The sequence below is a fragment of the Sphingomonas sp. DMC6 genome (genome assembly GCF_056314225.1).
Map to the genome: position 1 here is coordinate 153,770 of NZ_JBQUYT010000004.1, position 23,438 is coordinate 177,207.

Sequence of the window (23,438 nt, forward strand, 5' to 3'; positions counted from 1 at the left end):
CGTCTCCTGTTTGTTGGATTGCCCGGCGGGCGGAATTCAGACCGCGTGGCTGCCTTGCGCGACCACGGCCCGCCCGAACTGGCGGCCGAGCAGCGGATCGAGCAGCGGGCGCGGCAGCGTGTCGACCAGCTGCCGCGCGAAATCGAGGTTCACCGCCAGCCCGGCGGCGGCGTCCTGAATCACGGTGGAGATGCGGACGAGCACGCCATCGACGATCAGCCCCTGCACCTGGCTCTTCAGCCGGGCCATCAGTTGCTGGTTGCCGTCCTGCGGCAGATAATCGCCCACCCGCGCCCAGTAGAGCACCTGTTCGGTGCGGTTGAAGCTGGTGGCGGTGATCGCCCGGCCCGGCAGTTGCACGCCGCCGCTGACCGGAATCATCTGCGGATGGCTGTCGGTGACGGTGAAGCCGAAAAAGGGATAGCAGATTTCCGGCCGGTGGAGTTGCAGCAGGTCGGTCTGGGCATTGCCATAGGCGATGAGCAGCATCACCACGGCGCCGTCCTCACGCGAGAAGACGCGGCTGACCACCTGGTTATACAGCTTGTCTTCCAGGCTGCCTTCGCGCGGCGGGGCGATCAGCCCGGCACTGTCCTCCGCCTTCCACGGGCCGAACGCACGGGGCAGCGCGGCGTCGAGCTTGGTCGCGCCCAGCAGGTCCATGCGGTTGCGCGGCTTCATCGCCGCTGCGCCGCCGGCTGCGACGAAACAGCCTGCGCCGATCAGCAGGTCACGCCGGTTGAACATGCGGCCTCCGGCGCATCAGGGAAATCCGTTCGACCAGCCAGTCGATCGCGAAAATACCCAGCAGCGCGACGACGAACATCACGAAGCCGGTGGTATTGTGGAGAAAGCTCTGCGCCGCCGCGTCGCCCCAGTAATAGGTGATCAGCACCAGCGCGACGATGCGGATGATGTTGGCCACCACCGCCACCGGAATCACCAGCATCGCGATGAACAGCGCATAGCGCCATGACGGCTTGTTCTTGATGTAGATGTAGAGGAGCGTCACGACCACCAGGCTCGACAGCGAGCGCAGGCCGGAACAGGCATCCTCCACCAGCAACTGATAGGGGCCGATGAACAGCGTGACGCCCTGCCGCAGGATCGGATAGTCAAAGGCGGTCAGCAGGCCCGTCGCGGCATAGGAGACAAAGGCCTTGAGCGGCGCCGTCACCCGGTCGACCACCCAGCCCGGTGGCGGAACCAGAAAGAACAGCCACAGCACCGGAAACCAGCAGGCCCGGATCGCCCGGCCGCCGAAATACAGGTAGCCGGCCGAGACCACCGCTGCGACCATCCCGGCAGTTTCCACGCTGATGAAGTCGAACACCCGGCCGCAAACATATAGCAGAAGCGAGGCGAGCAGCATCAGCGCACCGGCCAGCAGGTGGCCGGGGCGACGCAGCGCCTCGATCGTCTCCCGCTGGCGCGCGAGCATCCAGACGCCGGTGGCGAGCACGATCGGCCCGTGCACGCCGCCTTCGGCGCTCCACACCTGACGGCCGAGCGTGATGAAGGTCGGCACCGCCAGCGCCAGCAGCCCCGCTATGGCCAGCCATGCGCCGCCAGGTGCCGGGCGCGCCGGCACGCGCACTTCCGGCGCGGCCAGCGTCGACACGTCAGTAGCCATTCATCACGCAACCGACGACATGGGCACGGTCGGCGCGCAGCATGCGGCTGAGCGTCGTGACATCGCGCAGATAGGTCGAATCCTTGCGCGCGACGATCAGGCTGTACCCGGCGACGTTGGCGACGCGCTGGGCGTCGGCGCAACGGTTCGACGCGGTGGTGTCGAAAATCGTCAGGTCGAACTCGCGCAGCAACTGCGCCACCAGATCGCGGAAGCGCTCGGAGGAGAGCAGTTCCTGCGGGCTGTGCAGCACCTGACCGGCGGGGATCACCGATAGCTGGTCGAGCCCGGTCTGGTGCAGGATCGAATCGATCGAGACATCGCCCGACGAGAGATAGTCGGCCAGACCCAGCTGTGGCGCAGTGATGCCGAACGCAGTGCCGATCGACGGATCGCGCAGATTGGCATCGACCAGCGCGGTCTTGATGCCGATCTGCGCCAGCGCGGTCGCCAGGTTGACTGCGATAAAGGTGCAGCCGACGCCGGCCGAAGGCGCGCAGATTGCCAGCGCGCGGCGCCCCTCGCGCAGATGCTGGGCGACGATGCGGGTGCGGATGCCGCGGATCGCCTCTGCCTCGATGCCGTTCGGATCGGCCAGGACGAGCTGATATTCCAGCACGTTCAGCGTCTCGGGCACCGCCGGGGTATAGCCCGAGCGATCATAGTCGGGATGGTTCGCGGGGGAGGTGATGCTGTCCATTATTCCGCTGCCACTTCCTGGGGTTCGTCGATGTCCTGTGCCGACTGGAAGCCGCGGCGCAGGCGGCTGGGCAGCGTGAAGCTCGATTGGACGACACCGAACACCGGCGCCTCGACGGCGGTTTCGAGATCCTCGGCGCTGCGCACGCGGCGGCCGAGCAGTTCGACCAGCAGCGCGATCAGCACGCCGATGCCCAGACCGAAGCCGGCGGCGCCGCCCAGGATCAGCGGGACGTTGGGGTAATAGGGCTTTTGCGGCGCGGCGGCTTCGCCCAGCGTCGACATGCCGGCATCGTTGCTGCTCGCTTCCAGCTTCAGGTCGGCGACGCGCTGGGCGGCCTTCAGATACTGGTCCTGCTTCAGCTGCACGTCGCGCTGCAGTTCGTTGAGCTTGTCCACCTGTTCGCGGTTCTGCAGCACGCGCGACCGCTGGGCATTGGCGGCGCTGACGATCGCGCCGCGGTTGACGGTACCGGCGGCAACGCTCTGGCTGCGTTCCTTGGCGGCGGCCTGGGCATAAACCTGGCGCTGGCGCTGGAGCGCCTGGAACGCCGGGTGGTTGGGGCCAAGCGTGGTGGCGGCCTGCTGGATTTGCTGGTCGATTGCGGCAAGTTGCATCTGCGCCGGGCCCATGCCGGTGCTGACGGGTGCCGCGGCCGGGGCGCCTTCGGCGGCAGCGGTCTGGCCCTCGAGCTGTTCCAGCTTCTGCGTATCGAGGTCAGAGCCGGTGCCGGTCAGGACGATGCCCGACTGTTTGGCATAGGCGGTGCGGGCGTTGACGGCGCCTTCCAGCGCCTTGCGCGCGGCATCTGCCTGCTGGCTGTACCATTCGGCCGATTTTGCCGCGGTTTCGCGCTTGTAGGTCAAGCTTTCGGTCAGGAATGCCGAGCGGATCATGTTGGCGATCTGTTCGGCCTGATCGGGCCTGCTGGCCGAATAGGCGATTTCGAGGATGTTGCTCCCCTCAATCACATTGGCCTGGGTGTTCTGGATGATCTGGTCGGCGAGCCAGCGGCGGATGTCGCCGGTGGCCGCTGCCGGCGAGGCATTGAACGCGGCGATGTTCGCCGGATCGTTCGCCCAGCCGAGCTGGTCGACGACGCGGCCGGCGGTGCGATAATCCTCGATCAGCTCGATCTGCGTCTGCACATAGGCGCGCATGAACTGCGAGCTCATCACCTGCCCGGTAACGGGATCGGGCTTGAACGTGTCGAGCACGATCCGCGTGCTCGCCTTGTACCGTTCCGGCAGGAACTGGATGACGATGGCGGCGGTGACGACGCACACCAGGAACGACGGCAGGATGATCCAGCGTCGCGCCCAGAGGATCCGGAAAAACTGAACTATACTCACCGTATCGCCTCGCGATTGGAGAAGGGTCAGAAGGCGCGCTCGCCCACCACCACGACGTCACCGGGCTTCAGAGGATCGTCCATCTTCAGCTTGATTTCGGTGCCGTCGCGCGTGACCTTGACGCGCTTGGCTGACCCCGAAGGCGTCAGCCCGCCGCCGCGCGCCAGCGCCCGGCGCAGCGTCATGTCGGACCGGAATCCGTACACGCCGGGCGCATTGACCTGGCCGTAGATGTAGAATTGCTCCGCCTCCGGCACGAATATCTTGTCGCCGGGCTTCACCACCGGATCGGCATCTGCTCCGCCCTGGGCGAGCTTCTGATAGTCGAGCTTCTGGCTGGTGCCGTCCTGATGGGTGAGCATGACATACTCGCCCGCCGTCTGGCGCAGGCCGCCGGCGCGGGCGATGATTTCGCTGACATGATAGCCGCGGTCGACCGGCTGCAGCCCGGCATTGCCGACCTCGCCCAGCACCACGACATAGTTGCTGACGAAGCTCAGAATTTCGACGCTGACGATCGGCTTGGCATAATAGCCGCCGGCCTTGAGCTGTGCGCCCAGCTTGTCGGCGAGCGACACCGCAGTTTCGCCCGCCACGGGCACGCTGCCCAGATAGGGCAGGGTTACGGTGCCGTCGGTGCGCACGCGCGAGCGGGTCTTGAAGTCCGACTGGCCGAGCACGTCGATTTCCAACACGTCGTCCGCGCCGATGCGATAGCCGGCGGGCGCGGCTACGCCGACGCCGTCGATGGCACCGGGTTGCGCTATCGGTGCCGGTGGTGCGGTCGTGGTGGTGGCCGGCGGAGTCTGTTGCTGCATCGTCGCGCGCGGGGCACTCGGCGCGTTCGGCACGGTGCGTGTCGGAATCTGCGCGGCTGCCGGCGTGGCAGCCGCCGAGGCGAGCAGGAGGAGGGAAGTCAGCTTGAGGTGCATGGCGAAACCCTCGGTCATAGAGCCAGGAAAGTGGTGAGGCTGACGCGCTTCACGTCATAGCCGAAGAGCTGCACGTCCGAGGTGCGCTTCTGGTAGCTGCCGTCGAGCGAGAAGCGCAGGCGGCGCGTGGCGCGGTAGGCCAGCCCGGTGCTGAGCGTCAGCACATCCTCGCTGCCCGAAACCGCCACGGGGAAGGCGGGGGACGCGACGAACTGGCGGTGGCGGTAATTGGCGCCGGCGTTCCAGGTGAACTGCGTCGTCAGCTGCTTGGTGAAGGTGGCGCCGATCGTCGTCTGCACGTCATAGCTCACACCGATCAGTTGCGAAGGCTGGGCGGCGCGGCTGCCGATCAGGGCGATCTGGAAGAAGTCGCCGCTATAGGTGGCCGACAGATCATAGCCGATGCCGCTGAACTTGCGGGTGGCGCTCAGCTTGGGATCGACCTTGGTGTAGTTGACCGATCCGCGGAAGTTCAGCCGGGTGCCGACCGTACGCTCCAGCTGCACGCCGGCGGCATAGCTTTTCACGCCGTCGCGTTCGCCGCTCGGGGTCGGACGGTGGAGATAGCTGCTGTTCGAATAGCGGCCGAACAGCGCGATCGTGCCGATCGCCGGTGCGCCATAACCCAGCTGGCCGGTGAGGCTGGTGGTGTTCGCGTCCGCGAAGCGCCGCAGCGCGGTGCTGTTGCGCGTCTCGGCATGGCTCACCGCGATCGACGGGCGCAGGCCGATGGCGCCGCCGCAGCCGATGTCGCCGGAGATGCTGCGGTCTTCCTCGGTATTGTTGATGCTCTCGGCCGGCGTGCCGATCACCACATTGCCGACATCGCTGAGCTGGCGGGCATAGCTGCCTTCGACATGGGCGATGCAGGTCGCGGCCAGCCGCTGGTCCGCACCTGCTGTGAGGTTGATCCGCTCGCGGTTCAGCCGGGTATAGCGGCGGTAGAAATTATAGCCGGCACTGCCGGTCAGATAGACGTCTCCGCCGGCGCGCGGAATGTAGACATCCACGTTCAGGCTGGGGGCGGCGCTGATGTCGTCGCGGGGGCGGCCGTTGCTCGTGCGCGTGTCGCTGAGCAGCACGTCGCTGTCATATTGCAGCTTCACCGCGGCATCGAGATCGATGTGGCGGGTCTGCTGCTGTTGCTGCCGCACCTGCGCCACCGCTGGATGCGCGGCGAGGATCGGGCAGACTGCCGCAGTCAGGAACGCTGCGCGGCGCCATGCGTTCGTTCCTGATCGTGTCGGAATGGTATCACCGTGCACGCAAATCCCCCAAGAATCTTATGACCATTAACAACAGGATTACTTGCAAGCAACCAATCTGCACCGAAGGTGCCGCACGGTCTGTCGCGCATGTCCCGTTTTGTATCATCGCGCTCCGAAATCTAATTGTGGCGATGGAAATGCGCTGAATTGCGGCGGATTTGCTTTTAACTCTGTGTTATAGAAGATTAGCTATCTGGCGAGCAACGCAGATCGCTGCTAGGCGTTCCAGCCTCTCGAAAGAGTTGGGGCTGGCCGGTTGTCGCCTTAGGGAAGGGGAATGCATGCAAACGCCCTATGACTGGGTCACGATCGCCATCTTCGCGGGGCTGATCGTCATTTTCCTGCAGCGTTCGCAGGAAGACTCGGCAGTGCGCGATACGATGCTCAGCTATTTGCCGCCGGCCCTCGGCTGCGCGGTCGCCAATTACCTGGGCAACGAGGAATATCACGTGTTCGCGATCCTCACGATCGCGCTGGTGATCGCCTATGTCGCCCTGATCATCAAACCCTATGAGTTTTTCTGGCGGCGCTGAGCGGTGCCGTATCCGTTGCCAATGAGTATGAGGTGAGCGAGTGGCGGGACGTTCTGCGCTGAGGTTTCTGTGGCCCTTTTCCCGCCGGGAGGCTGTGGAAGAGGAATTCGCAGGGGCGCCCGGCTACACTGCGGCGGCGGCACGCGAGGGCGGCGCTTCGGCGCGGATGCGCCCCGAATTTCCGGGTTTTCGTGCGACGGCACTCGACCGCCCGCTGGAGCGCAAGCGCAACGAACGGCGCGAAATCACGCGCGCCCGCTTCGCCATCGCCAGCTATCTGACGCCTACCCAGCCAGTGACCGACCGGTTCAGCTTCGCCGGGCGGCTCGGGATGCTCAGCCGGCTCATTTCCGCGATTGAGACGCAGCGCAGCCATGTCGTGCTTTATGGTGAGCGCGGCATCGGCAAGACCTCGCTGCTGCATGTGCTGACCGACGTGGCGCGCGAATCGAGCTATATCGTCAGCTACGCAACCTGTGGCGCGACGACCGACTTTGCGGAGATGTTCCGCGCGGTGCTGCACGACGTGCCGATGCTGTTCCATCGCGGCGTCGCCCCCACGACAGGCGAGGCCGAAAGCGGCGCCAGTCTGGCGGATCGACTGCCGGCGGGCACGTTCGGATCGCGCGAACTGGCCGATCTGTGCGCCGAGATCACTGGCACCCGCGTCCTGATCGTGCTGGACGAATATGACCGCGTCACCGATCCGTTTTTCCGCCAGCAGGTCGCCGAGCTGATCAAGAATCTGTCGGACCGGGCGGCGCGCGTGCAGCTTGTGATCGCCGGTGTCGCATCGAACCTGCAGGAACTGGTGGGCTATGTCCCGTCCATCCGGCGCAACATCATCGGCCTGCCGATGCCCCGATTGCAGGAAGTCGAAGTGCAGGAAATGATCGCGCTGGGCGAGGCTGCGTCGGGCGTTCGCTTCGATCCGAAGTTCGGTCATCTCATCAGCCTGCTGGCGCTTGGGTCGCCCTATCTGGCGCGGCTCCTCTGCCATCACGCCGCGCTCGAGGCGCTCGATCAGGGGCGGTTGACCGTCGATCTGGGGCATTTGCGGTCGGCGCTCGATCTGGTGATCAGCGAGAATGAAGGCCGGATGGCGCCGCGCACCGTAACGGAAATGCGCCGCTTCCTTGCCCAGAACGACACCCAGATCGTCGCGGCCCTGGGCGAAGCATCGCGCTCGGCCGATGGCTGGTTTACCGCCCGGACCATTGCCGACCTGCTCGGCTCGGGCCGCAGCGTCGCGCAGATTGAAACGTCGCTTCGCGGTCTGATCACCGCGCTGGGGCTGGAGACCGACGTGGAGGATGGCGAAACCCGCTATCGCTTCGCCGACGACAATCTGCCGATCTATCTGTGGCTGGTGATCGCCCGCGAACGGCTCAACAACGGCAAGCTCGACAATGCGCCGCCGGCCTCGGAGCTGCGGGCTACGAAGCCGGTGCTGAGTGATCTCTCAAAGGTCAAACCCTAGGCACTGGCGCACGCCGGCGCTGGCCCGCCACAGGCGGATGCGGACCATGGTGGCCAGCGCTGCGGCGCGCGAACCGGCAATGTCGGGCGCGCGCAGGATGCGGGGCGCTTCCAGGACCATCATGCCGGGCAACAACATTGAGCGGACGAGCCAGCGCGCCCGGCCGTTGGGCCGTTCCTTGTGGAAAAGGAACAGCTCACGTTCGATGCGGCGCGTCTTGCCGAGCAGCGCCTTGTAATCATCGCGGGGCGGGTGGCCGACGGCGGCGTCGGGCGCATAGCCTATGGTGAGGCCGGTCGCGATGGCGCGATGCGACCACTCCATGTCCTCCGACACGCCGGTACGAAAGCCGCCGACCCGTTCGAAATCGGCGCGCATCACGAACAGATTACCGGAGCCGGTAAAGTTCTTCTTGCGGACATAGCGTTCATTGTCGAACGCCACGACCATCTCCAGCGCTTGCGTTCCGTTCAGCCGCCCCTCGGGGCGCAGCACGAACACCTTGCCGCCGACGAAACGGCCAGGGCGCACCCGTTGCACGCCGCTCGCGAGCCAGCCTGGCTCGGGCACGCAATCGCTGTCGACAAAGGCGAGCAGTTCGCCATTTGCCACCGCCGCCGCCCCGTTGCGGGCGGGCCCGGCGCCTTTTTCCGTCACGACGACCACGCGCGCGCGGCCCGCCACCGCCGCCTCCACGGCGGCGAGGCCGCAGGGGGAATTGTTGTCGCCGACGATAGTCTCGAACGCATCGCGGCCGATCGTCTGTCGCTCCAGCGCGGCAAGGCAGCGGCGCAGGCCGTCCAGATCATTGTAATGCGGAATGACGACACTGATCCGGGCGGTGCTCATCGTTTGTTTCCCTGCCACGCTTCGATCCACTGGTTCAGCCGCGCCGCGAGCGCGCTATGATCCGTTGTCGCCATCCTTGGGGTGGCGGCACGGGCAGCGGCGATCGCCTCACCCAGCTTGCCTTCGTCGCGCACCACCTGAAGCAGCCCGCGATCGGCGAAGGTCTGTGCTATCTCTTCCTGGTGATCGTCATAATGCTCGCCCAGGTCATACCGGCGCGGAAATGCCACGACCCGGCAGCCGGCGCGGAGCGCAGTCACCAGAGAGCCGGTCCCGCCATGGCAGATGACCAGATCGGCATCGCGCAGGATCGCCTGCACTTCCTCGAATCCGATCGTCGGGCGTAATTCCACTCCGGGAAGGCCGGGATCTTCGACGATCTGGTCTCCGTGCTGGAGAATCAGTCGTCCTTCGATTCCGCCTGCACTGCGCAGCGCGAGGACAGCTTCGACCAGCCGGGGGAAGGGCAAGGTGGCGCCCACGGTGGCAAAGGTTAGCGCCTGTTTGGGCGGGCGCTGGCCGTCGAGCAGACGGAATGGATCGAACAGTTCGGCATCAGGCCAATGCGCCTTCAGCGCAGGCGATTGCACGACTGTGACCGTGGCGAAGCGCTTCACCATTCGCCCGAACGCCGAAGGGTGATCGAAACGGGCGAAGCTTTCGATATGCACGAAGCGGGCGCCCGAGAACCGCGCGAGCAGCGCGGTGAAGAACACCGCGCCGGCACCGGTGGAAATCACCAGATCCGGCCGGATGCGGCGGACGATTCGCCAGGACTGGGCGAGGTTGCGCCAGGCGCCGGCCAGCATGCGCAGCGGGTGCCCCAGCTTCGCCTGACCCAGCGCATAATGCGTCACCATCGACACCGGATGCTGCTCGGCCAGACTGCGGCCAAGCGCCGTATCCTCAGTGACGAAATGATAGTCATGCGCGCGCCAGACCGCCTCCAGATCGAGAATCTGTCTAAGATGACCGCCGCCCGAAGCGGCGAGAATCATCGTCATGCGGGGCCGCGCGTCGGGTGCGTTTTCAGCGTTTCGATTCATGCGCCTCGGTGTTTCCAATGTCCCTTGTCGGGAGCGGCCAGCGCGCCTGCGCTATTGCGGATGCCCTTGTATCCGAATAGGTTCAAGCAGAAGTTTGTGACGCCTGTACTTCCACGGGCGGCGGGGAGGCTTTCATGAAGAAGTTGTTGCTGGTGTCTGCCGTCGCAGCCGCCTCACTGTCGCTGGCGGCCTGCGGAGGTGGTAAGGCAAAGGATAAAATTGATAAGGGACAGGTGGTCGCCACTGTCGATGGCGACGAGATCACCATCTTCGAGCTGAACGCCGAACTACAGAACAGCCCTGTTCCCCCGGGCACCGACCGCAAGCTGGTCGAGCAGATGGCGCTGCAGCGGGTGATCGACCGCAAGATTCTCGCCAAGATCGCGCTCGATCAGAAGCTGGACAAGACGCCTGCCTTCCTGTTGCAGGAGCGCCGTGCGCGCGAATTGCTGCTGGCGACGATGCTGCGCGAGAAGATCGCATCGGGCGTCGCCCAGCCGACTGATACCGAAATCGCGCAATATCAGCAGTCGCATCCCGAGTTCTTCGCTCAGCGCAAGATTTACACCGTCGACCAAATCGTCTTCCCGCCGCTCGCCAGCCAGGCGAAGTTCAAGGAGTTGGAGCCGCTGAAGACGCTCGACCAGCTTGCCGCCAAACTGACCGCCGACGGGGTGCAGTTCCGGCGTGCGCAGTCGCAGATCGATACGATCCAGCTTCCGGCCGAAGTGGTCCAGAAGATGGGCGCGCTGCCGGCGGGCGAAATGTTCATCCTGCCTTCGGGGCAGGGGCTGACCGCCAACATTATCACCGGGCAGACGATCCAGCCCTTTACCGGTCCCGAGGCGCGGACGGCAGCGATCAACGCCCTGCGCAGCGAGCGTTTTGCCAAGGCGAGTGAGGCGCAACTGGGAGAAACGATCAAGAAGGCGCGCGCAAGCGTGACCTATCAGCCCGGGTACAGCGCGCCGCCGCAGTTGCAGGCACGGGCGGCCCCGCCTGCGGGGGCGAGCCCCGCAACGCCGTCGCCTGCCGCGAGCCCCAGCCCCGCACAGTGATGACGGGTGAGGGGCGGGCGTCCGGCTTGCCCCTGCGCTCGCCGTCGCTTCACGCGCGTTTGCGATAGCCGTGCCACCAGCGGCCGGGGTGCCAGAAAATGCCGCCCCAGGCCTTGCCCAGCGCGCGCAGGCGCTCCCGTTTGGCAGGCATCAGCACCGCCGCTACGGGCGCGGCGAAGCAGTATTTTCCCGCCAGCACCCACAGCCCCGCACCGGCTATCCAGGCGCCGGTTCTCCCGAAATGCTTGTGCGCGTAATGCATCTGTCCGGTCGTTCGGTACAGGAAACGCGCTGGCGAAAGCGCATTGCCGCCCCCCGCATCGTGTACGACCGCGACGTCGGGCGTCACCAGCACGCGGTAGCCGCGATCCTTGATTCGCCGGAACAGGTCGATTTCTTCGGAATAGAGGAAAAAGCTTTCGTCGAAGCCGCCCAGCTCGCGCCAGATGTCGGTGCGGACCATCATGAAGCCGCCGCTCAGCACATCGACTGCGCCGGGTTCGCGGGCATCGGCGGGCAGGCCGCCCCGGGCCATGCCGCGCATCGAATCGAGCGGCGCGCGCACGAAATCGCGCACGCGCGGCAGCGACAGGAAATTGGCGGCGTCCAGCCGGCCATCCGGTCCGCGCGATCGGCCGCCCCAGGCCGCGGCCTCGGGATGTGCGCGGGAAAATGCAACCAGCGCGTCGATCGAACCCGGTTCGGGCACCGCATCCGGGTTTACGAGCAGCAGACGCGGGGCGCGGGCCTGCGCGGCGCAGCGATTGTTGCCGGCGCCGAATCCGATATTGCCTTCGCTCGGCACGATTCGGACATGCGGGAAGCGCTCCTGTACCAGCGCGGCAGTCCCGTCATCGCCGTTATCGATGAGTAGTATTTCGTGCGGGGTAATCGGAGCTGCATTGGCTATGCCGCGCAGGCACTGGTCGATAAAAGCGCCGGATCGATAGGCGACCACCAAAATGCTAACCGCCGGGCGTTCGCTGCCATTTTGCATGAAACCCTCGTAAAGTGCCTTTGATGAAAGGGAAAGTGGCTCCGCACTCCTCCTATCCGAACGCGTGCGTATTGGGAAAAATCCTTAGACTCATGATGTGATAATTAACCCTATCATGAAAACAAAGCTTCAGGCGCGACTGGTACAAGCCTGGCTTAGTTAAGGGTGTGTCGACCTTCGTGGGTCGCAGGGAAAAGGTGCTTACATGCCGGATATCGTCGTCAGTACTCAGGCTCAGCTCGACGCCGCTCTAAAGGCGGCGAAGGGGGGCGAAACGATCAAGCTTGCGGCTGGCACCTACACCAGCATCGCCTTGAACAATACCAACTATGCCAGCAACGTAACGATTACGTCGCTTTATGCGAACAATCCTGCGACGGTGCAGCGTGTGGCGCTGAACAGCGACAGCAACATCACGTTCCGGAATCTGAACCTTTCGCGCGATGTCGCATCGACTGAGGTGGACTGGACCCAGCTCCACAACGTCAACAAGTCGAAGAACATCGTATTCGACAATGTGACGATTTCGGGCGGTTCCGGCGACGTTACCAAGACCGTGGGCTGGGGCCTGTTCGTTCGCGACAGTGCGAACGTGACGATCCAGAATTCGTCCTTCGACCATGTCGGGCTGGGGTTGAACGTCACTGCTTCCAGCAATGTCGTGGTGAAGGACAACAGCTTCCATGACATCCGCCGCGACGGCATGAACCTCAGCGCGCTCACCAATGTGGTGGTCGACGGCAACATGTTCACCAACATGTTCCCCGTCAACGGCGAGCATCCGGATGCCATCCAGTTCCTCACGCGCGGAACGACCGTCGCGTCGACGAACATCGTCGTGAAGAACAATGTGGTGCTGCAGGGCGCGGGCGATGCGATCCAGGGCATCTTCATGAACGACGAGGAAGGGAACCTGCCCTACACCAACGTCCAGATCAGCAATAACCTAATCTATGTTAATGGGCAGTATCAGGGCATCTCGATCACCGGCGGCAAGAATGTCTCAATCCAGTCGAACACGATCGTGTCGCGGACCGACGACGCTATCCCGGCCTGGGTGCGGCTGGACCGCGTCGACGGTGCCAATGTTTCCGGCAATGTCGGCGACCGGCTGGTCACCACGTCTACGGTGACGAACCTCAATGCCAGCAACAATAGCTGGCTGCAGACCGATTCGGTAACGCTGCGCAAGTTCGCCAATCTGAATGGCGTCAGCACGACCAAGCTGTCGCAACTTATCGTCGATGGCTATGGCTATCATCCGCCGGTCGGCAGCGTCGCCGCCGGGCTGGTCGCCAGCGAGCTTCCGACTGTCACCGCCACGGCATCGGCGGCGAAGTCCGGCACAAGCGGGCTGCTGCTCGATCTGGAGTTCGGTGCGACCGGCATGTCGGACAAGTCGCGCTGGGATTCGGTTGCGACCTCCAAGGCGGTCGATACCAGCGCGATCAGTGGCGCGATGTACCATATCCAGACGGGCAAGGGGTTCGAGCTCAACCGGTCGAATTCGGTCCAGCTCTATGCGCTGCCGGCGTTCACCCTGTCGTTCGATATGAAGCGGGATTCGCGCACGGCAACGGCAGGCCAGATCATCGGCGTGTACCAGAGCTGGTCGATGTCGCTGCGGTCGGACGGGGAGCTGGTGTTCACGATCAAGAACGACGCCGGCAAGACCTTCACTCTTGCCACGTCGGGCGCGAAGATCACCGATACCGCCACGCACAAGATCGCGCTGACCTATGACGGCAAGAGCGGCAAGGCTACCATATACGTCGACAGCGTCGCGCGCGGATCGACGGCGGTGAGCGGCGCGAGCCGTGCGATCGAAAGCTGGGGCCTGTATGTGGGCAGCCCATTCAGCACGGCGTTTAGCGGCAGCATCGGCAGCATCGAGATGCGCGATCAGGCACTGAGTGCGGCCCAGGTGCTGGCGCTCAACACCGGCACGGCGGCGGCTGTGCCCACCAATATCGCTTCGCCAGCGGTAACGCAGCCGATGGTGGCGTCGGCTACGGCGGACAGCAGCAAGACCGCCCTGGCATCGAGCATGGTGCCCGACACGTCGAGCGCAGCGCCGCAGATCACCGTCGCCAACCTCGCCAACAATCCGACCGTGCAGACCAATCTGCCGGTCGCGACGGCGGCGCTCGGTAACACCGGCACCTTGTCGCGCAATAGCCTCGCCCTGGCGAAGTTTTCCACGATGGACCTGTATCACGTCTAATCTTGGTAAAGCGACTATTGCCCCACGGAATTGCCTGCCATAAGGGCGGCAGGCAGTTCCTGGGGGCGTACCGGAAGATCGTGAAGCGAAGCTCGTTCCACCTCAGAGGATTGCGTGGCCAGATGGTCCTCGGCTTCGGGGTGAAGGGGCTGGGTGCGGTAACGAGTTTCGCCTTCACCTGGTTGATTGCGCGGGGTTTCGGCCCCGCCGGCGTGGGCGCGTTCGGCACCGCGCTTACCACGGCATTCATGGCGGTCACGCTCGCGCTGCTCGGGCTCGACTTCATTCTGGTTCGTACGGTTGCGACTGCGCTGAGCGACGGACGCAGCGGCATCGCCCGTACCGCCATTCGCCGCGCCCTGCGGATTTCGCTTAGCGCCAGCGCGGTTATCACGGTCGCGCTGATCCTGTTTCGTGAGCCTATCGCCAGCCGGATGCTGGGCGAGCCGCTGATTGCGCCGCAATTGCTCGTGCTCGCGCTGGTTATCCCCGGCATGGTCTATAGCCGGCTGGTGTCGAACGCGCTGCGGGGGCTGGGCCAGATCGGGTCCTCGCAGCTGATCGAGGGGCCGATCGGCACGATCGTCGGCGGCCTGTGCCTGGCGGCGGCGCTGCTGCTCGGCGCGCGTGAGCCACTGCTGCCGGCGATCTGCTATCTGGTCGGGTGGAGCGCGGGCGACCTGTTCGGTGCGGTGCGGCTCACCCGGGCGATGCGCGGCTGGGAGTCGCCGGCACCCCTTGACCGGCCGATGGTGGGCCCCGGTTTCTCGGTGCTCGTCTCCAATGCCAGTAACCTGTTCATCGACTGGTTCGCGACCGTGCTGCTGGCAGCCACCCATGGGCCGGCCGAAGCGGGCATCTTCCGTATCGGCTATCAGATCGCTTCGTCGTTAAAGCTGCTGGCGGCGACTTCCGAGACCATTCTGCATCCGGTGTTCGCGGCGAGCTTCCAGCAGGGCGACCTTGCACGGATCGGCCGCATCCTTCGGCTGACGGTGCTGGGGTTGGTCGTGGCCTCCACGCCTGTCGTGGTGGCGGTGCTGCTGGCATCGCACTGGATCATGGCGCTGTTCGGCAAGGGGTTCGTCGCGGGATCGCTGGCCATGCAGATTCTGGTACTCGGGCAGGTGCTCAGCCTGGTGCTTGCCGCATCGGGCGGCGTGTTGATCATGGCGCATCGCGAGCGGCTGATGCTGTGCTTCACCATCGTTTCCGCGGCGATGGCCGCCGCGCTCGCGCTGCTGCTGATCCCGCCCTACGGCATGCTGGGCGCGGCGATCGCGACCGTGGTGCCGTATGTGTTCCTGCGACTGGTCAGCATGGCCTCGGTGCGGCTCGTGCTGGGAATCCGTTTCTGGTGAGGGGCGCACGATGACCGCAGCAAGCGATCTTCAGGGTTCGGCGCTTTCCTTGCAGATGCGCATGGCCGCCCGACGCTTCCGGGCCTGGGTGCTTCGGCGCGGCCAGCCGGTGCTCCCCCTGTACGAGCGCGAGCGCGGCACCTGGTGGGTGCTGCTGCGGCGCGGGATGCTGCTGGCGATCGTCTGCTTCGTGGCGATGGCATATGGGCTGTTGCTGGCGATACTGCCGCCCTCGCTGCTGGTGCCGGCTGCCGCGCCACCGGCGATATTGGTGCTGGTTGTTATCTGGGCACTCCCCGCTGCGCCGCGTGCGCCCACCCGCACGATGGGGCGGATGTTCATCGTCTTCACCGCGGTGATGCTGCTCTGGCCCAATTACCTTGCCTTTTCCGTCGGCGGACTGCCCTGGATATCGCTGCGGCGGCTGATCGGCGCGTCGACGATCCTGCTGCTGCTGGTCTGCACGTCGATTTCGCGCAAGTTCCGGCAGGAGGTGGCGGAAATCCTGCGCAGCTCGCCCTGGCTTGCGCGGATGGTGCTCGGCTTCATGGCGGTGATCGCCATCTCCACCTTCACCTCCACGTCGCTCGGCGAGACGATTAACCGCTTCGTCGACATCCTGATCACCTGGATCGGCATGTTCTTTCTCAGCACCTGGCATTTCGCGAAAAATCCGCGCGGATCGGGGCGCTGGGTGAACCTGTTGCTGTGGATCGCAGCGATCCTGATGGTCGTCGGAGCGTTCGAATATCGCGCCGAGCATGTCCTCTGGGCCGACCATATCCCCAGCTTCCTGCAGATCCAGGACGAGACGGTGCAGCAGATCCTGCGCCCGCATTTCCGCGACCGCTACCGCGTGGTCACGACTTTCACATCGCCGCTTTCCTATGGGGAGTTCCTGGCACTGGTCGCGCCGCTGATCCTGCACAAGCTGGCCAATGCCCGATCGGTTTGGAGGCTCGGGCTGTGGGCAGTCGCCGATCTGGTGCTGCTGGTTTCTGCGTTTTTCAGCGGCGCACGGCTCAGCATGGTCGGCTTCATCGTCGCGCATATCGCTTATCTGCTGCTGTGGGGCATCCGGCGCTGGCGCTCGGCGCCCGGCGGACTGATCGGTCCGGCGATCACGCTGATGTACCCGGCGATCATCACGGCGCTTTTCATCCTGATCATGTCGGTCGACGGGTTGCGGATGCGCGTGTTCGGTGGCGGCGCCGCCCAGCAGAGCAACGAAGCGCGGACGCAGCAATTCCATATGGCGGTGCCCGCCGTCGCCCGCCGCCCGCTGTTCGGCTATGGCCCCGGCGAGGGCGGGGAGGCGATCGGTTGGCGGACAATGGGCGGGCAGCTCAGCGTCGACAGCGGCTATCTGTCGATGGCCGCCGACTATGGCCTTGTCGGGTTCACCTTGCTCTATGGCGGAATCGTGCTTGCCATTGTGCAAGTAGCGCGCAGCGGCCTGTTCGCACGCGAGCCCGGCTACCCGCTGCGTCTGGCGGTGGCGACCATGCTGATCGTGCTGATGAACACAAAGCTGGTGCTGTCGCAGACCGACAACTTCCCGCTGATGTTCATGCTGCTGGGGCTGGTGTTTGCCCTGCTCTATCGCGACAAGGCCGCCTCGGCCGGTCCGCTCCCCCGATAAGGTGATCAAGGAGCCTGAAACATGGTCGAAGCCGTCCAACAATATCACGACCTGATCCGTCACGATGCATTTGAAGTGATGCCCGAGCGGTTGGGCCGCGTGCTCGATGTCGGCGGCGGCATCGGCGCAACCAGCGTGGCGCTGAAGCAGGCTGGCCGCGCCGACCGCGTGGTGGTGGTGGACCAGGTCGCCGATCATGTGCTGGACGGCGTCGACCGCGCATTCGCGGGTAATCTGGAGGATCCAGCGTTCCTCGAGCGCGTGGTCGCGGAGGCGGGAAGGTTCGACACCATCCTGTGTCTCGACGTGCTCGAGCATCTGCGCGATCCGTGGAGCGCGGTCGACCGGCTCCGGCAGTGCCTCGCGCCCGGTGGCACGATCATCGCCAGCATTCCCAACGTCAATTATATCGGCCTTGTCGGGCCGCTCTTCTTCCGTGGTCGCTATGACCTTACCGACGCCGGTATCCTGGACCGGACGCATCTGCGCTGGTTCGTGAAGGACGGCGCGGTCGACCTGATGAGCCGCGGCGGCCTGCGTGTGGAAGCCGTGGTCGACCGGGTACCCCGCACCAAATACCGCATTCTGAGTGCCCTTAGCCTGGGCGCGCTGAAGCGCTTCTTCGTCATGCAGTTCCTGATCCGCGCACGCGCGGCCTGAGCGGGGAGGGCGGCGATGGACCAGGCCGATCGTTCCGGGGCTGGCGGCATCGACGATGTTCAGTTGCGCCCGGCCAATAACGAACTGACGCTGGTGCGGCTGCTGCTCGCCAGCCTGGTGATCTATTCGCACAGTTTCTACGCCGTGTCGGGCAGCGACCATGACGATCTGGCGAACTGGCTTGGTGCGCCGATTTCCAACTATGCGGTGGACGGCTTTTTCACCCTGTCCGGGTTCCTGGTCTATCGCAGTCTGGTCACCAACCATTCGCTGCGCTTCTTCTTGTTGGCGCGGCTCACCCGGCTGTGGCCGGGGCTGATGGCGATGCTGGTGGCGGTAACGGTGGCAGGGCTGGCCTATAGCCGGCTGCCGGCCGCCGCCTACTTTACCGGCGAGGAAACACTCAAGTTTCTGGGCCTCAACGGCACGTTCGTCTTTTCGAGCTTCAGCCTTTCGGGCGTCGATTGCGGTGCGGCGCCGTGCAACGTCAACGGCTCGCTCTGGACGCTCCCCTGGGAGGCGCGCTGCTATCTGCTGCTGGCACTGTGCGGCGTGCTGGGGCTCAGTCGTCCGCGCTGGATGTGCTGGGCGGTGCTGCCGGCAACGCTTGCCTTCGCGCTGCTTTGGGATGTGGCAGCGGCGCACAATGTGCCGCACCTGCTCGGTGGCGGCATCAGCTATCAGTTCGAGCGACTGGACCGGCTGTGGGTCGCCTTCGCGCTGGGCATTGCCTGCTATCTGTTCCGGCGCCGCATCCTGCTTTCGTGGTGGCTTTGCCTGGCGTTGCTGATCGCCAACATCGCGGTGCAGCATTTCGCGCCCGGCGCGGGGCTGCATGTACGCCAGCTTTTCACGGCCTATTTCGTGCTGTGCCTCGGCTTTCTGGGGATCGGACGCCGCAGCCTGTCGGCGCATCGGCCGGACTATTCCTATGGCATGTATATCTATGCCTTTCCGGTGATGTTCGCCCTTCAGCGCGGGTTCGCCTTCCATTCCCCCTACGCACTGGCGGTACTCAACTTCCTGTGCACGCTGCCGCTTGCCGCCTTGTCGTGGCACTTCGTCGAAAAGCCCGTGCTCGACCGGCTGAAACGCTATCGCAAGCAATGGACCGGCGCGAGCCAGCGTGCGGCGCCGTTGGCCGGCGAGCCGCTGGCACCGGGCGCGCAATAAAGGAGCCAGGTCATGACCGACGCCACTCGCCGGGCCTTTGTGGGAAGCGCGCTGGCGCTGTCGGTAGTGCCGCTCGCCTGCTCGGCCCCCTCGACGCCGGCGCAAGGCCATGGCCGCAAGGCCCGGGCGGGCGTGCTGCAGCCCGGGCCGCGCTGGACCGGTGTTGCCGGCAGTGGCGGAACGGCACCGGCGCAGAGCGACCGGCCGCTCGGGACACTGGTGCCCGACGAGCGCTTCACCGGCGGCTTCTCCGCTATCCCCGGCCAATGGGTGCATGGCGAGGGGGTAAAGATCACCGCACTGGGGCTGCCCCCGCAATCGGCCGACCGCGAGACAATCAACTATTTCAAGGAAGCCGTCTTCTTTCTGGAGGGCAACAGCGTCACCGTTACCGACTGGAGTGTGAATGATACGCCGGTGCGGATGCATGACGGCAGCGTCGCGCCGCAGGGATCGATCGGCTTTTCGGTGGAGATCGGTGCCGGGGAGGGCACGGTCACAGCCGGCGATGCCATCCTCTATTGCTATCTGCGCGGCGAACATGGGCTGGAGCGGCGGATCGAGATCCCGCTCGTCATCAATGTCGATCGCGCGCTCGATGTACGGCGACGCACCGGTTTTGTCGATCCGGTCGCGGGGGATGATGCTGGGCCGGGTAGCCGGGGTGCGCCGTGGCGGACGCTGTTCCGGGCGCTGGGCGGCGACGGCGTGGGCGATGGCGGCAAGGTGGTAGTGCTGCGCGCGGGCGCCTGTGTCGAGGACCAGAACGCCGCGCCCCGCGCCCGGCCGATGGACAATCGCCGGATGATCGAAGTGGTTGCGGCCGAAGGGCTGAAGCCGGATCAGGTGATCGTCACGCGTAGCCAGAGGATGTTGCCCGAGCCGCGCTGGGTGGTGCCCGCGCGCCGGGTCCACTTCCAGGGGCTGACACTCGACCTTGGCAAGATGCTGACGCTGCAGTCGCGCGTCCCCGATTATGTGCTGGGCTTTTCCGGCTGCCGGCTGGTCGATGGCGTGGGTGCGAACGGGCCGCGCGACATGCGGGGCCTCGATGTCGGCTATAACCTCACCGCGGGGCCCGTGCCGCTCCGCGATGCCGTCAACAACCCGTTCCCCTATGCCCGGGGCGGCATCTACCTCACCGAGTGCCTGTTCGCGAACTACACCACCCAGGGCGCGCGGCTGTATCGCAATGTCACTGCGCACGAGGCGAGCGACAGCTTCGCCGGCGGCCCGGGCTATGACGATGTCGTCGTCGACGGCTATTTCGTGACGATGGACCGCGAATTCCACCAGCGCGTCCATGGCCAGCCGGACCTGATCGTGCAGTCTGTTGACCATGGGCCGAAGGGGCAAACGCTGGTCCAGCTTGCCGGGACCGCAGATTTCGCGCGGATGGGCCGGCGCCCGGACTGCAAGGCGTCTATCACCACCGGCGCGCTGGCGGGGCAGGATGGCATTCAGGTTGCCGGCGCGGACCCAGCGACCAACCAGTTGCTGCTCGAAGGCAGCTATCCGGGCCTCGCCCCGGGCGACCGGCTGCGCTTCTACCTGATCTGGCACGCTGATTTCTGCCAGCAGCAAGGCGTGGTGCGGCCGGAGCAGATCGGCATGCGGAATACCACCATCTTCCGCTACCATGGCAGTTCGCCCACGGCGCAGTTGTTCCTCACCCAGGCCAATGTGAAGCTGGAGGACGGCAGCACGCTTTCCAGCAGCGGGCGACGCTTCACGCTGACGAGCGGCAGCGGGCGGCCGAACATGGTGATGCCCAATGATGTGCTGCGCGTGCTTGGGGGCGGGCAGGCGGGCGAGTATCGGCTGGTCGAAAGCTTTGATCCGGCAACCGCCAGCGGCACGCTGCTCGAACCGTTCAGCCGCGACCAGGCCGGTGTGCCGGTGGGGCGCGGCAAGTCGATGGTCGGCTTCGCCATGGCGCTGTCGATCCTGCGCAAGACCGGCAATGCCGCGGAAATGGGCCAGTTTCAGGACGGGCACCGCAACTTCGTGCTCGCCCAGAACAGTTTCTTCAGCCAGCCCATGTGCCTCACCTTCCGGAATAAATCGCCGGGCCATGGCCATCGCAACCACGTCCAGCTGTTCAACCTGTGCACCCGCATGGATGCGGACACGCCCGATCTGCCGCGCGACGGGCTGCGGATCGCCCGCTGCCACTTTCTCACCGGCCGGCCGCGGGGCGAGCAGGCGGTGGTGCGCGGCGGCCCGCTACAGTTCGGCCCCGACAACCGATACGCCCCGTTCCATGGCCAGCAGGTCTATGGTGCCCGGCCGCTCATCCCCTTTGATACCTTTGGTCGGCCGGTCGCATCCGACTCTCCGGTGGGCGCGATTGTAAGTTAATTCATGACTAATATAGCTCTATAATTATCCTCGGCGCTGGACGGCCGTGCTGGGCCTGATGTAGCGCGATCAACAACTTGGTTCTCATGAATCGGGTTTGATACATTTTATGGGGATAAGCTGCGGATGACGAAAACGGCACTGATCACCGGCGTCACGGGGCAGGATGGCGCCTATCTGGCCGAACTGCTGCTCTCCAAGGGCTATACGGTCCACGGCATCAAGCGGCGCTCCTCCTCGTTCAACACCGGGCGGATCGAGCATCTCTACCAGGATCCGCACGTCGAAAATCCGCGGTTCATTCTCCACCATGGCGACCTTACGGATTCCACCAACCTGATCCGCATCATCCAGCAGACCCAGCCGGACGAAATCTACAACCTCGCGGCCCAGAGCCATGTGCAGGTGAGCTTCGAGACCCCCGAATATACCGCCAATGCCGACGCCATCGGCACGCTGCGGCTGCTGGAAGCGATCCGTATCCTGGGGCTGGAGAAGAAGACGCGCTTCTACCAGGCCTCGACCTCCGAACTCTACGGTCTGGTGCAGGAAGTGCCGCAGCGCGAAACCACCCCCTTCTACCCGCGCAGTCCCTACGGCGTCGCCAAGCTCTATGGCTACTGGATCGTCGTCAATTACCGCGAGGCGTACGGCATTCACGCCTCCAACGGCATCCTCTTCAACCATGAGAGCCCGCTGCGCGGCGAGACCTTCGTCACCCGCAAGATCACCCGGGCGGCGGCGGCGATCAAGCTGGGGCTGCAGGACCGGCTGTACCTGGGCAACCTCGATGCCAAGCGTGACTGGGGCCATGCCCGTGAATATGTGCGGGGCATGTGGATGATGCTGCAGCAGAACCAGCCAGACGACTATGTCCTCGCCACCGGCGAGACCACGCTGGTGCGCGATTTCGTTGCCCATGCCTTTGCCGAGGTGGGCCTGACCCTGCGGTGGGAAGGCGAGGGCGTGGAAGAAAAGGGTATCTGTACCCAGACCGGCCGCACGCTGGTCGAAGTCGATCCGCGCTATTTCCGCCCCACCGAAGTCGACCTGCTGATCGGCGATCCGGCCAAGGCCCGGGCGAAGCTTGGCTGGCATCACAATGTCGGCTGGCAGGAACTGTGCGCCGAAATGGTTCGCGAAGACCTGATCCGCGTGCAGCAGGAGCAGCGCGGCAATGGGGAGTGACGCGGCCTATTCGCTGGCCGGCAAGCGCGTCTGGGTCGCCGGCCATCGCGGCATGGTCGGCGCGGCCATCGTCCGGCGGCTGGCGCAGGAGAATTGCGAAGTCCTGACGGTCGGCCGCGATCAGGTCGACCTGAAGGACCAGCGCCAGACCTTCGACTGGACGGCCGGGGCGCGGCCGGATGCGGTGTTTCTGGCGGCGGCGAAGGTCGGCGGCATCCTCGCCAACGATCGCTATCCGGCCGATTTCCTCTACGATAACCTCTCCATCGAGGCGAACATCATCGAAGGCGCGCGCCGGGCGGGAGTGGAGAAGCTGCTGTTCCTCGGCTCGAGCTGCATCTACCCCAAATTCGCCGACCAGCCGATCGTCGAGGAGGCGCTGCTGACCGGGCCGCTGGAGCCGACCAACGAATGGTACGCGATTGCCAAGATCGCCGGCATCAAGCTGGCCCAGGCCTATCGCCGCCAGTACGGGCTGGACTTCATCTCGGCCATGCCGACCAACCTGTACGGGCCGGGCGACAATTTCGACCTCAACTCTGGCCATGTGTTGCCCGCGCTGATCCGCAAGGCGCATGCGGCGAAGCTGGCGGGTGAGCGCGACCTGCCGATCTGGGGCACGGGCACGCCGCGCCGCGAGTTCCTCCACGCCGACGACTGCGCCGATGCCTGCGTGTTCCTGATGCAGCACTATTCGGGCGACAGCCATGTCAATGTCGGCTCCGGCAGCGACCTGACGATCCGCGAGGTGGCGCAGATGGTGTGCGACGTGGTGGGGCTGGACGGCGAGATACTGACCGATCCGACCAAGCCCGACGGCACCCCGCGCAAGCTGATGAGCGCCGACAAGCTGCGCGGGCTGGGCTGGGAGCCGCGCATCGGGCTGCGCGAGGGGCTGGAGGCGACCTATCGCTGGTTTCTCAAGCATGTAGCCGAGGCGGGGGCATAGCGGGGGCTGCGTCCTTTCCCCGGCCCAAGGGG

20 protein-coding genes are annotated in these 23,438 nt (G+C 65.2%); 11 read left to right on the forward strand and 9 right to left on the reverse strand.

The genetic code is table 11. The features are described 5' to 3' along the window. Positions 1 to 36 precede the first annotated feature (36 nt). Genes epsI through ACT53M_RS11300 form a run of 6 tightly spaced genes read right to left on the reverse strand, consistent with a single transcriptional unit; the run spans position 37 to position 5,882 of the window. Positions 37 to 747 carry an exosortase-associated protein EpsI, V-type gene (gene epsI, locus ACT53M_RS11275; RefSeq protein ID WP_476233434.1) on the reverse strand — a complete coding sequence of 237 codons (711 nt, stop codon included), beginning with the start codon at positions 745 to 747 and terminating at the stop codon, positions 37 to 39. Continuing rightward, a complete protein-coding gene (gene xrtV / locus ACT53M_RS11280; RefSeq protein WP_476233436.1) occupies positions 731 to 1,633 on the reverse strand; it encodes an exosortase V in 903 nt (300 codons plus the stop codon). The genes epsI and xrtV overlap by 17 nt, the downstream gene beginning before the upstream one ends. Beyond that, the gene (locus ACT53M_RS11285) at positions 1,623 to 2,333 is read right to left on the reverse strand and encodes a CpsD/CapB family tyrosine-protein kinase (RefSeq protein WP_476233437.1); all 711 of its coding nucleotides are present in this window, start codon (positions 2,331 to 2,333) and stop codon (positions 1,623 to 1,625) included. Before ACT53M_RS11285 ends, xrtV begins: the two co-directional genes overlap by 11 nt. Then, entirely contained in the window at positions 2,333 to 3,685 is a 1,353-nt protein-coding gene (locus ACT53M_RS11290) for a Wzz/FepE/Etk N-terminal domain-containing protein (RefSeq protein WP_476233439.1), read from the reverse strand. Before ACT53M_RS11290 ends, ACT53M_RS11285 begins: the two co-directional genes overlap by 1 nt. Positions 3,686 to 3,711: 26 nt before the next feature. Continuing rightward, on the reverse strand, positions 3,712 to 4,635 hold the full coding sequence (locus ACT53M_RS11295) for a polysaccharide biosynthesis/export family protein (RefSeq protein WP_476233440.1): 924 nt from the start codon (positions 4,633 to 4,635) through the stop codon (positions 3,712 to 3,714). After that, positions 4,632 to 5,882: an outer membrane beta-barrel protein gene (locus ACT53M_RS11300; RefSeq protein ID WP_476233442.1), complete on the reverse strand. Its 1,251-nt coding sequence runs from the start codon at positions 5,880 to 5,882 to the stop codon at positions 4,632 to 4,634. Before ACT53M_RS11300 ends, ACT53M_RS11295 begins: the two co-directional genes overlap by 4 nt. Before the next feature lie 284 nt (positions 5,883 to 6,166). On the opposite strand from ACT53M_RS11300, the gene ACT53M_RS11305 reads away from it, so the two are divergent. Next, on the forward strand, positions 6,167 to 6,418 hold the full coding sequence (locus ACT53M_RS11305) for an XrtV sorting system accessory protein (RefSeq protein WP_476233444.1): 252 nt from the start codon (positions 6,167 to 6,169) through the stop codon (positions 6,416 to 6,418). A gap of 94 nt (positions 6,419 to 6,512) precedes the next feature. Next, complete coding sequence (locus ACT53M_RS11310; RefSeq protein WP_476233445.1) at positions 6,513 to 7,898, forward strand: ATP-binding protein; 1,386 nt, start codon at positions 6,513 to 6,515, stop codon at positions 7,896 to 7,898. Here ACT53M_RS11310 and ACT53M_RS11315 read toward each other — a convergent pair. Beyond that, positions 7,881 to 8,747 carry a glycosyltransferase family 2 protein gene (locus tag ACT53M_RS11315; RefSeq protein WP_476233446.1) on the reverse strand — a complete coding sequence of 289 codons (867 nt, stop codon included), beginning with the start codon at positions 8,745 to 8,747 and terminating at the stop codon, positions 7,881 to 7,883. The genes ACT53M_RS11310 and ACT53M_RS11315 overlap by 18 nt on opposite strands. After that, the gene (gene welK / locus ACT53M_RS11320; protein WP_476233448.1) at positions 8,744 to 9,751 is read right to left on the reverse strand and encodes a beta-1,4-glucuronosyltransferase WelK; all 1,008 of its coding nucleotides are present in this window, start codon (positions 9,749 to 9,751) and stop codon (positions 8,744 to 8,746) included. Before welK ends, ACT53M_RS11315 begins: the two co-directional genes overlap by 4 nt. A 176-nt stretch (positions 9,752 to 9,927) precedes the next feature. Here welK and ACT53M_RS11325 point away from each other — a divergent pair, with 176 nt between their 5' ends. Next, positions 9,928 to 10,851, forward strand: a complete 924-nt coding sequence (locus ACT53M_RS11325) for an EpsD family peptidyl-prolyl cis-trans isomerase (protein ID WP_476233450.1) — start codon at positions 9,928 to 9,930, stop codon at positions 10,849 to 10,851. Positions 10,852 to 10,900: 49 nt separating this feature from the next. On the opposite strand, the gene ACT53M_RS11330 is transcribed toward ACT53M_RS11325, so the two are convergent. Beyond that, positions 10,901 to 11,848 carry a glycosyltransferase family 2 protein gene (locus ACT53M_RS11330; RefSeq protein ID WP_476233452.1) on the reverse strand — a complete coding sequence of 316 codons (948 nt, stop codon included), beginning with the start codon at positions 11,846 to 11,848 and terminating at the stop codon, positions 10,901 to 10,903. 205 nt (positions 11,849 to 12,053) lie between these two features. Between ACT53M_RS11330 and ACT53M_RS11335 the strand changes: the two genes are divergently transcribed. The 8 genes from ACT53M_RS11335 to fcl all read left to right on the forward strand — a co-directional run bounded on the left by ACT53M_RS11335 (position 12,054) and on the right by fcl (position 23,406). After that, positions 12,054 to 14,072 (forward strand): right-handed parallel beta-helix repeat-containing protein, encoded by a 2,019-nt coding sequence (locus ACT53M_RS11335; RefSeq protein ID WP_476233453.1) that lies wholly within the window; start codon positions 12,054 to 12,056, stop codon positions 14,070 to 14,072. A 122-nt stretch (positions 14,073 to 14,194) separates the two neighbouring features. Then, the gene (locus ACT53M_RS11340) at positions 14,195 to 15,433 is read left to right on the forward strand and encodes a lipopolysaccharide biosynthesis protein (protein WP_476233455.1); all 1,239 of its coding nucleotides are present in this window, start codon (positions 14,195 to 14,197) and stop codon (positions 15,431 to 15,433) included. 10 nt (positions 15,434 to 15,443) lie between these two features. Continuing rightward, positions 15,444 to 17,075 (forward strand): O-antigen ligase family protein, encoded by a 1,632-nt coding sequence (locus ACT53M_RS11345; protein WP_476233457.1) that lies wholly within the window; start codon positions 15,444 to 15,446, stop codon positions 17,073 to 17,075. Positions 17,076 to 17,096: 21 nt separating this feature from the next. Beyond that, on the forward strand, positions 17,097 to 17,735 hold the full coding sequence (locus tag ACT53M_RS11350) for a class I SAM-dependent methyltransferase (protein WP_476233458.1): 639 nt from the start codon (positions 17,097 to 17,099) through the stop codon (positions 17,733 to 17,735). Between the two features lie 15 nt (positions 17,736 to 17,750). Further along, on the forward strand, positions 17,751 to 18,908 hold the full coding sequence (locus ACT53M_RS11355; RefSeq protein ID WP_476233459.1) for an acyltransferase family protein: 1,158 nt from the start codon (positions 17,751 to 17,753) through the stop codon (positions 18,906 to 18,908). 12 nt (positions 18,909 to 18,920) lie between these two features. Further along, positions 18,921 to 21,269 carry a hypothetical protein gene (locus tag ACT53M_RS11360; protein WP_476233461.1) on the forward strand — a complete coding sequence of 783 codons (2,349 nt, stop codon included), beginning with the start codon at positions 18,921 to 18,923 and terminating at the stop codon, positions 21,267 to 21,269. Between the two features lie 126 nt (positions 21,270 to 21,395). Then, complete coding sequence (gmd, locus tag ACT53M_RS11365) at positions 21,396 to 22,457, forward strand: GDP-mannose 4,6-dehydratase (protein ID WP_476233462.1); 1,062 nt, start codon at positions 21,396 to 21,398, stop codon at positions 22,455 to 22,457. After that, entirely contained in the window at positions 22,447 to 23,406 is a 960-nt protein-coding gene (fcl, locus tag ACT53M_RS11370; protein ID WP_476233465.1) for a GDP-L-fucose synthase, read from the forward strand. The genes gmd and fcl overlap by 11 nt, the downstream gene beginning before the upstream one ends. Positions 23,407 to 23,438: the final 32 nt, after the last annotated feature.

Bases quoted from the DNA above. Each gene is read 5' to 3' on its own strand.
- ACT53M_RS11335 (WP_476233453.1), top strand. From the start codon at position 12,054: ATGCCGGATATCGTCGTCAGTACTCAGGCTCAGCTCGACGCCGCTCTA.
- welK (WP_476233448.1), bottom strand. From the start codon at position 9,751: ATGACGATGATTCTCGCCGCTTCGGGCGGCGGTCATCTTAGACAGATT.
- ACT53M_RS11345 (WP_476233457.1), top strand. From the start codon at position 15,444: ATGACCGCAGCAAGCGATCTTCAGGGTTCGGCGCTTTCCTTGCAGATG.
- gmd (WP_476233462.1), top strand. From the start codon at position 21,396: ATGACGAAAACGGCACTGATCACCGGCGTCACGGGGCAGGATGGCGCC.
- ACT53M_RS11325 (WP_476233450.1), top strand. From the start codon at position 9,928: ATGAAGAAGTTGTTGCTGGTGTCTGCCGTCGCAGCCGCCTCACTGTCG.
- ACT53M_RS11360 (WP_476233461.1), top strand. From the start codon at position 18,921: ATGACCGACGCCACTCGCCGGGCCTTTGTGGGAAGCGCGCTGGCGCTG.
- ACT53M_RS11295 (WP_476233440.1), bottom strand. From the start codon at position 4,635: ATGACCGAGGGTTTCGCCATGCACCTCAAGCTGACTTCCCTCCTCCTG.
- xrtV (WP_476233436.1), bottom strand. From the start codon at position 1,633: ATGGCTACTGACGTGTCGACGCTGGCCGCGCCGGAAGTGCGCGTGCCG.
- ACT53M_RS11330 (WP_476233452.1), bottom strand. From the start codon at position 11,848: ATGCAAAATGGCAGCGAACGCCCGGCGGTTAGCATTTTGGTGGTCGCC.
- ACT53M_RS11340 (WP_476233455.1), top strand. From the start codon at position 14,195: ATGGTCCTCGGCTTCGGGGTGAAGGGGCTGGGTGCGGTAACGAGTTTC.
- ACT53M_RS11355 (WP_476233459.1), top strand. From the start codon at position 17,751: ATGGACCAGGCCGATCGTTCCGGGGCTGGCGGCATCGACGATGTTCAG.
- ACT53M_RS11285 (WP_476233437.1), bottom strand. From the start codon at position 2,333: ATGGACAGCATCACCTCCCCCGCGAACCATCCCGACTATGATCGCTCG.
- ACT53M_RS11315 (WP_476233446.1), bottom strand. From the start codon at position 8,747: ATGAGCACCGCCCGGATCAGTGTCGTCATTCCGCATTACAATGATCTG.
- fcl (WP_476233465.1), top strand. From the start codon at position 22,447: ATGGGGAGTGACGCGGCCTATTCGCTGGCCGGCAAGCGCGTCTGGGTC.
- ACT53M_RS11350 (WP_476233458.1), top strand. From the start codon at position 17,097: ATGGTCGAAGCCGTCCAACAATATCACGACCTGATCCGTCACGATGCA.
- ACT53M_RS11305 (WP_476233444.1), top strand. From the start codon at position 6,167: ATGCAAACGCCCTATGACTGGGTCACGATCGCCATCTTCGCGGGGCTG.
- epsI (WP_476233434.1), bottom strand. From the start codon at position 747: ATGTTCAACCGGCGTGACCTGCTGATCGGCGCAGGCTGTTTCGTCGCA.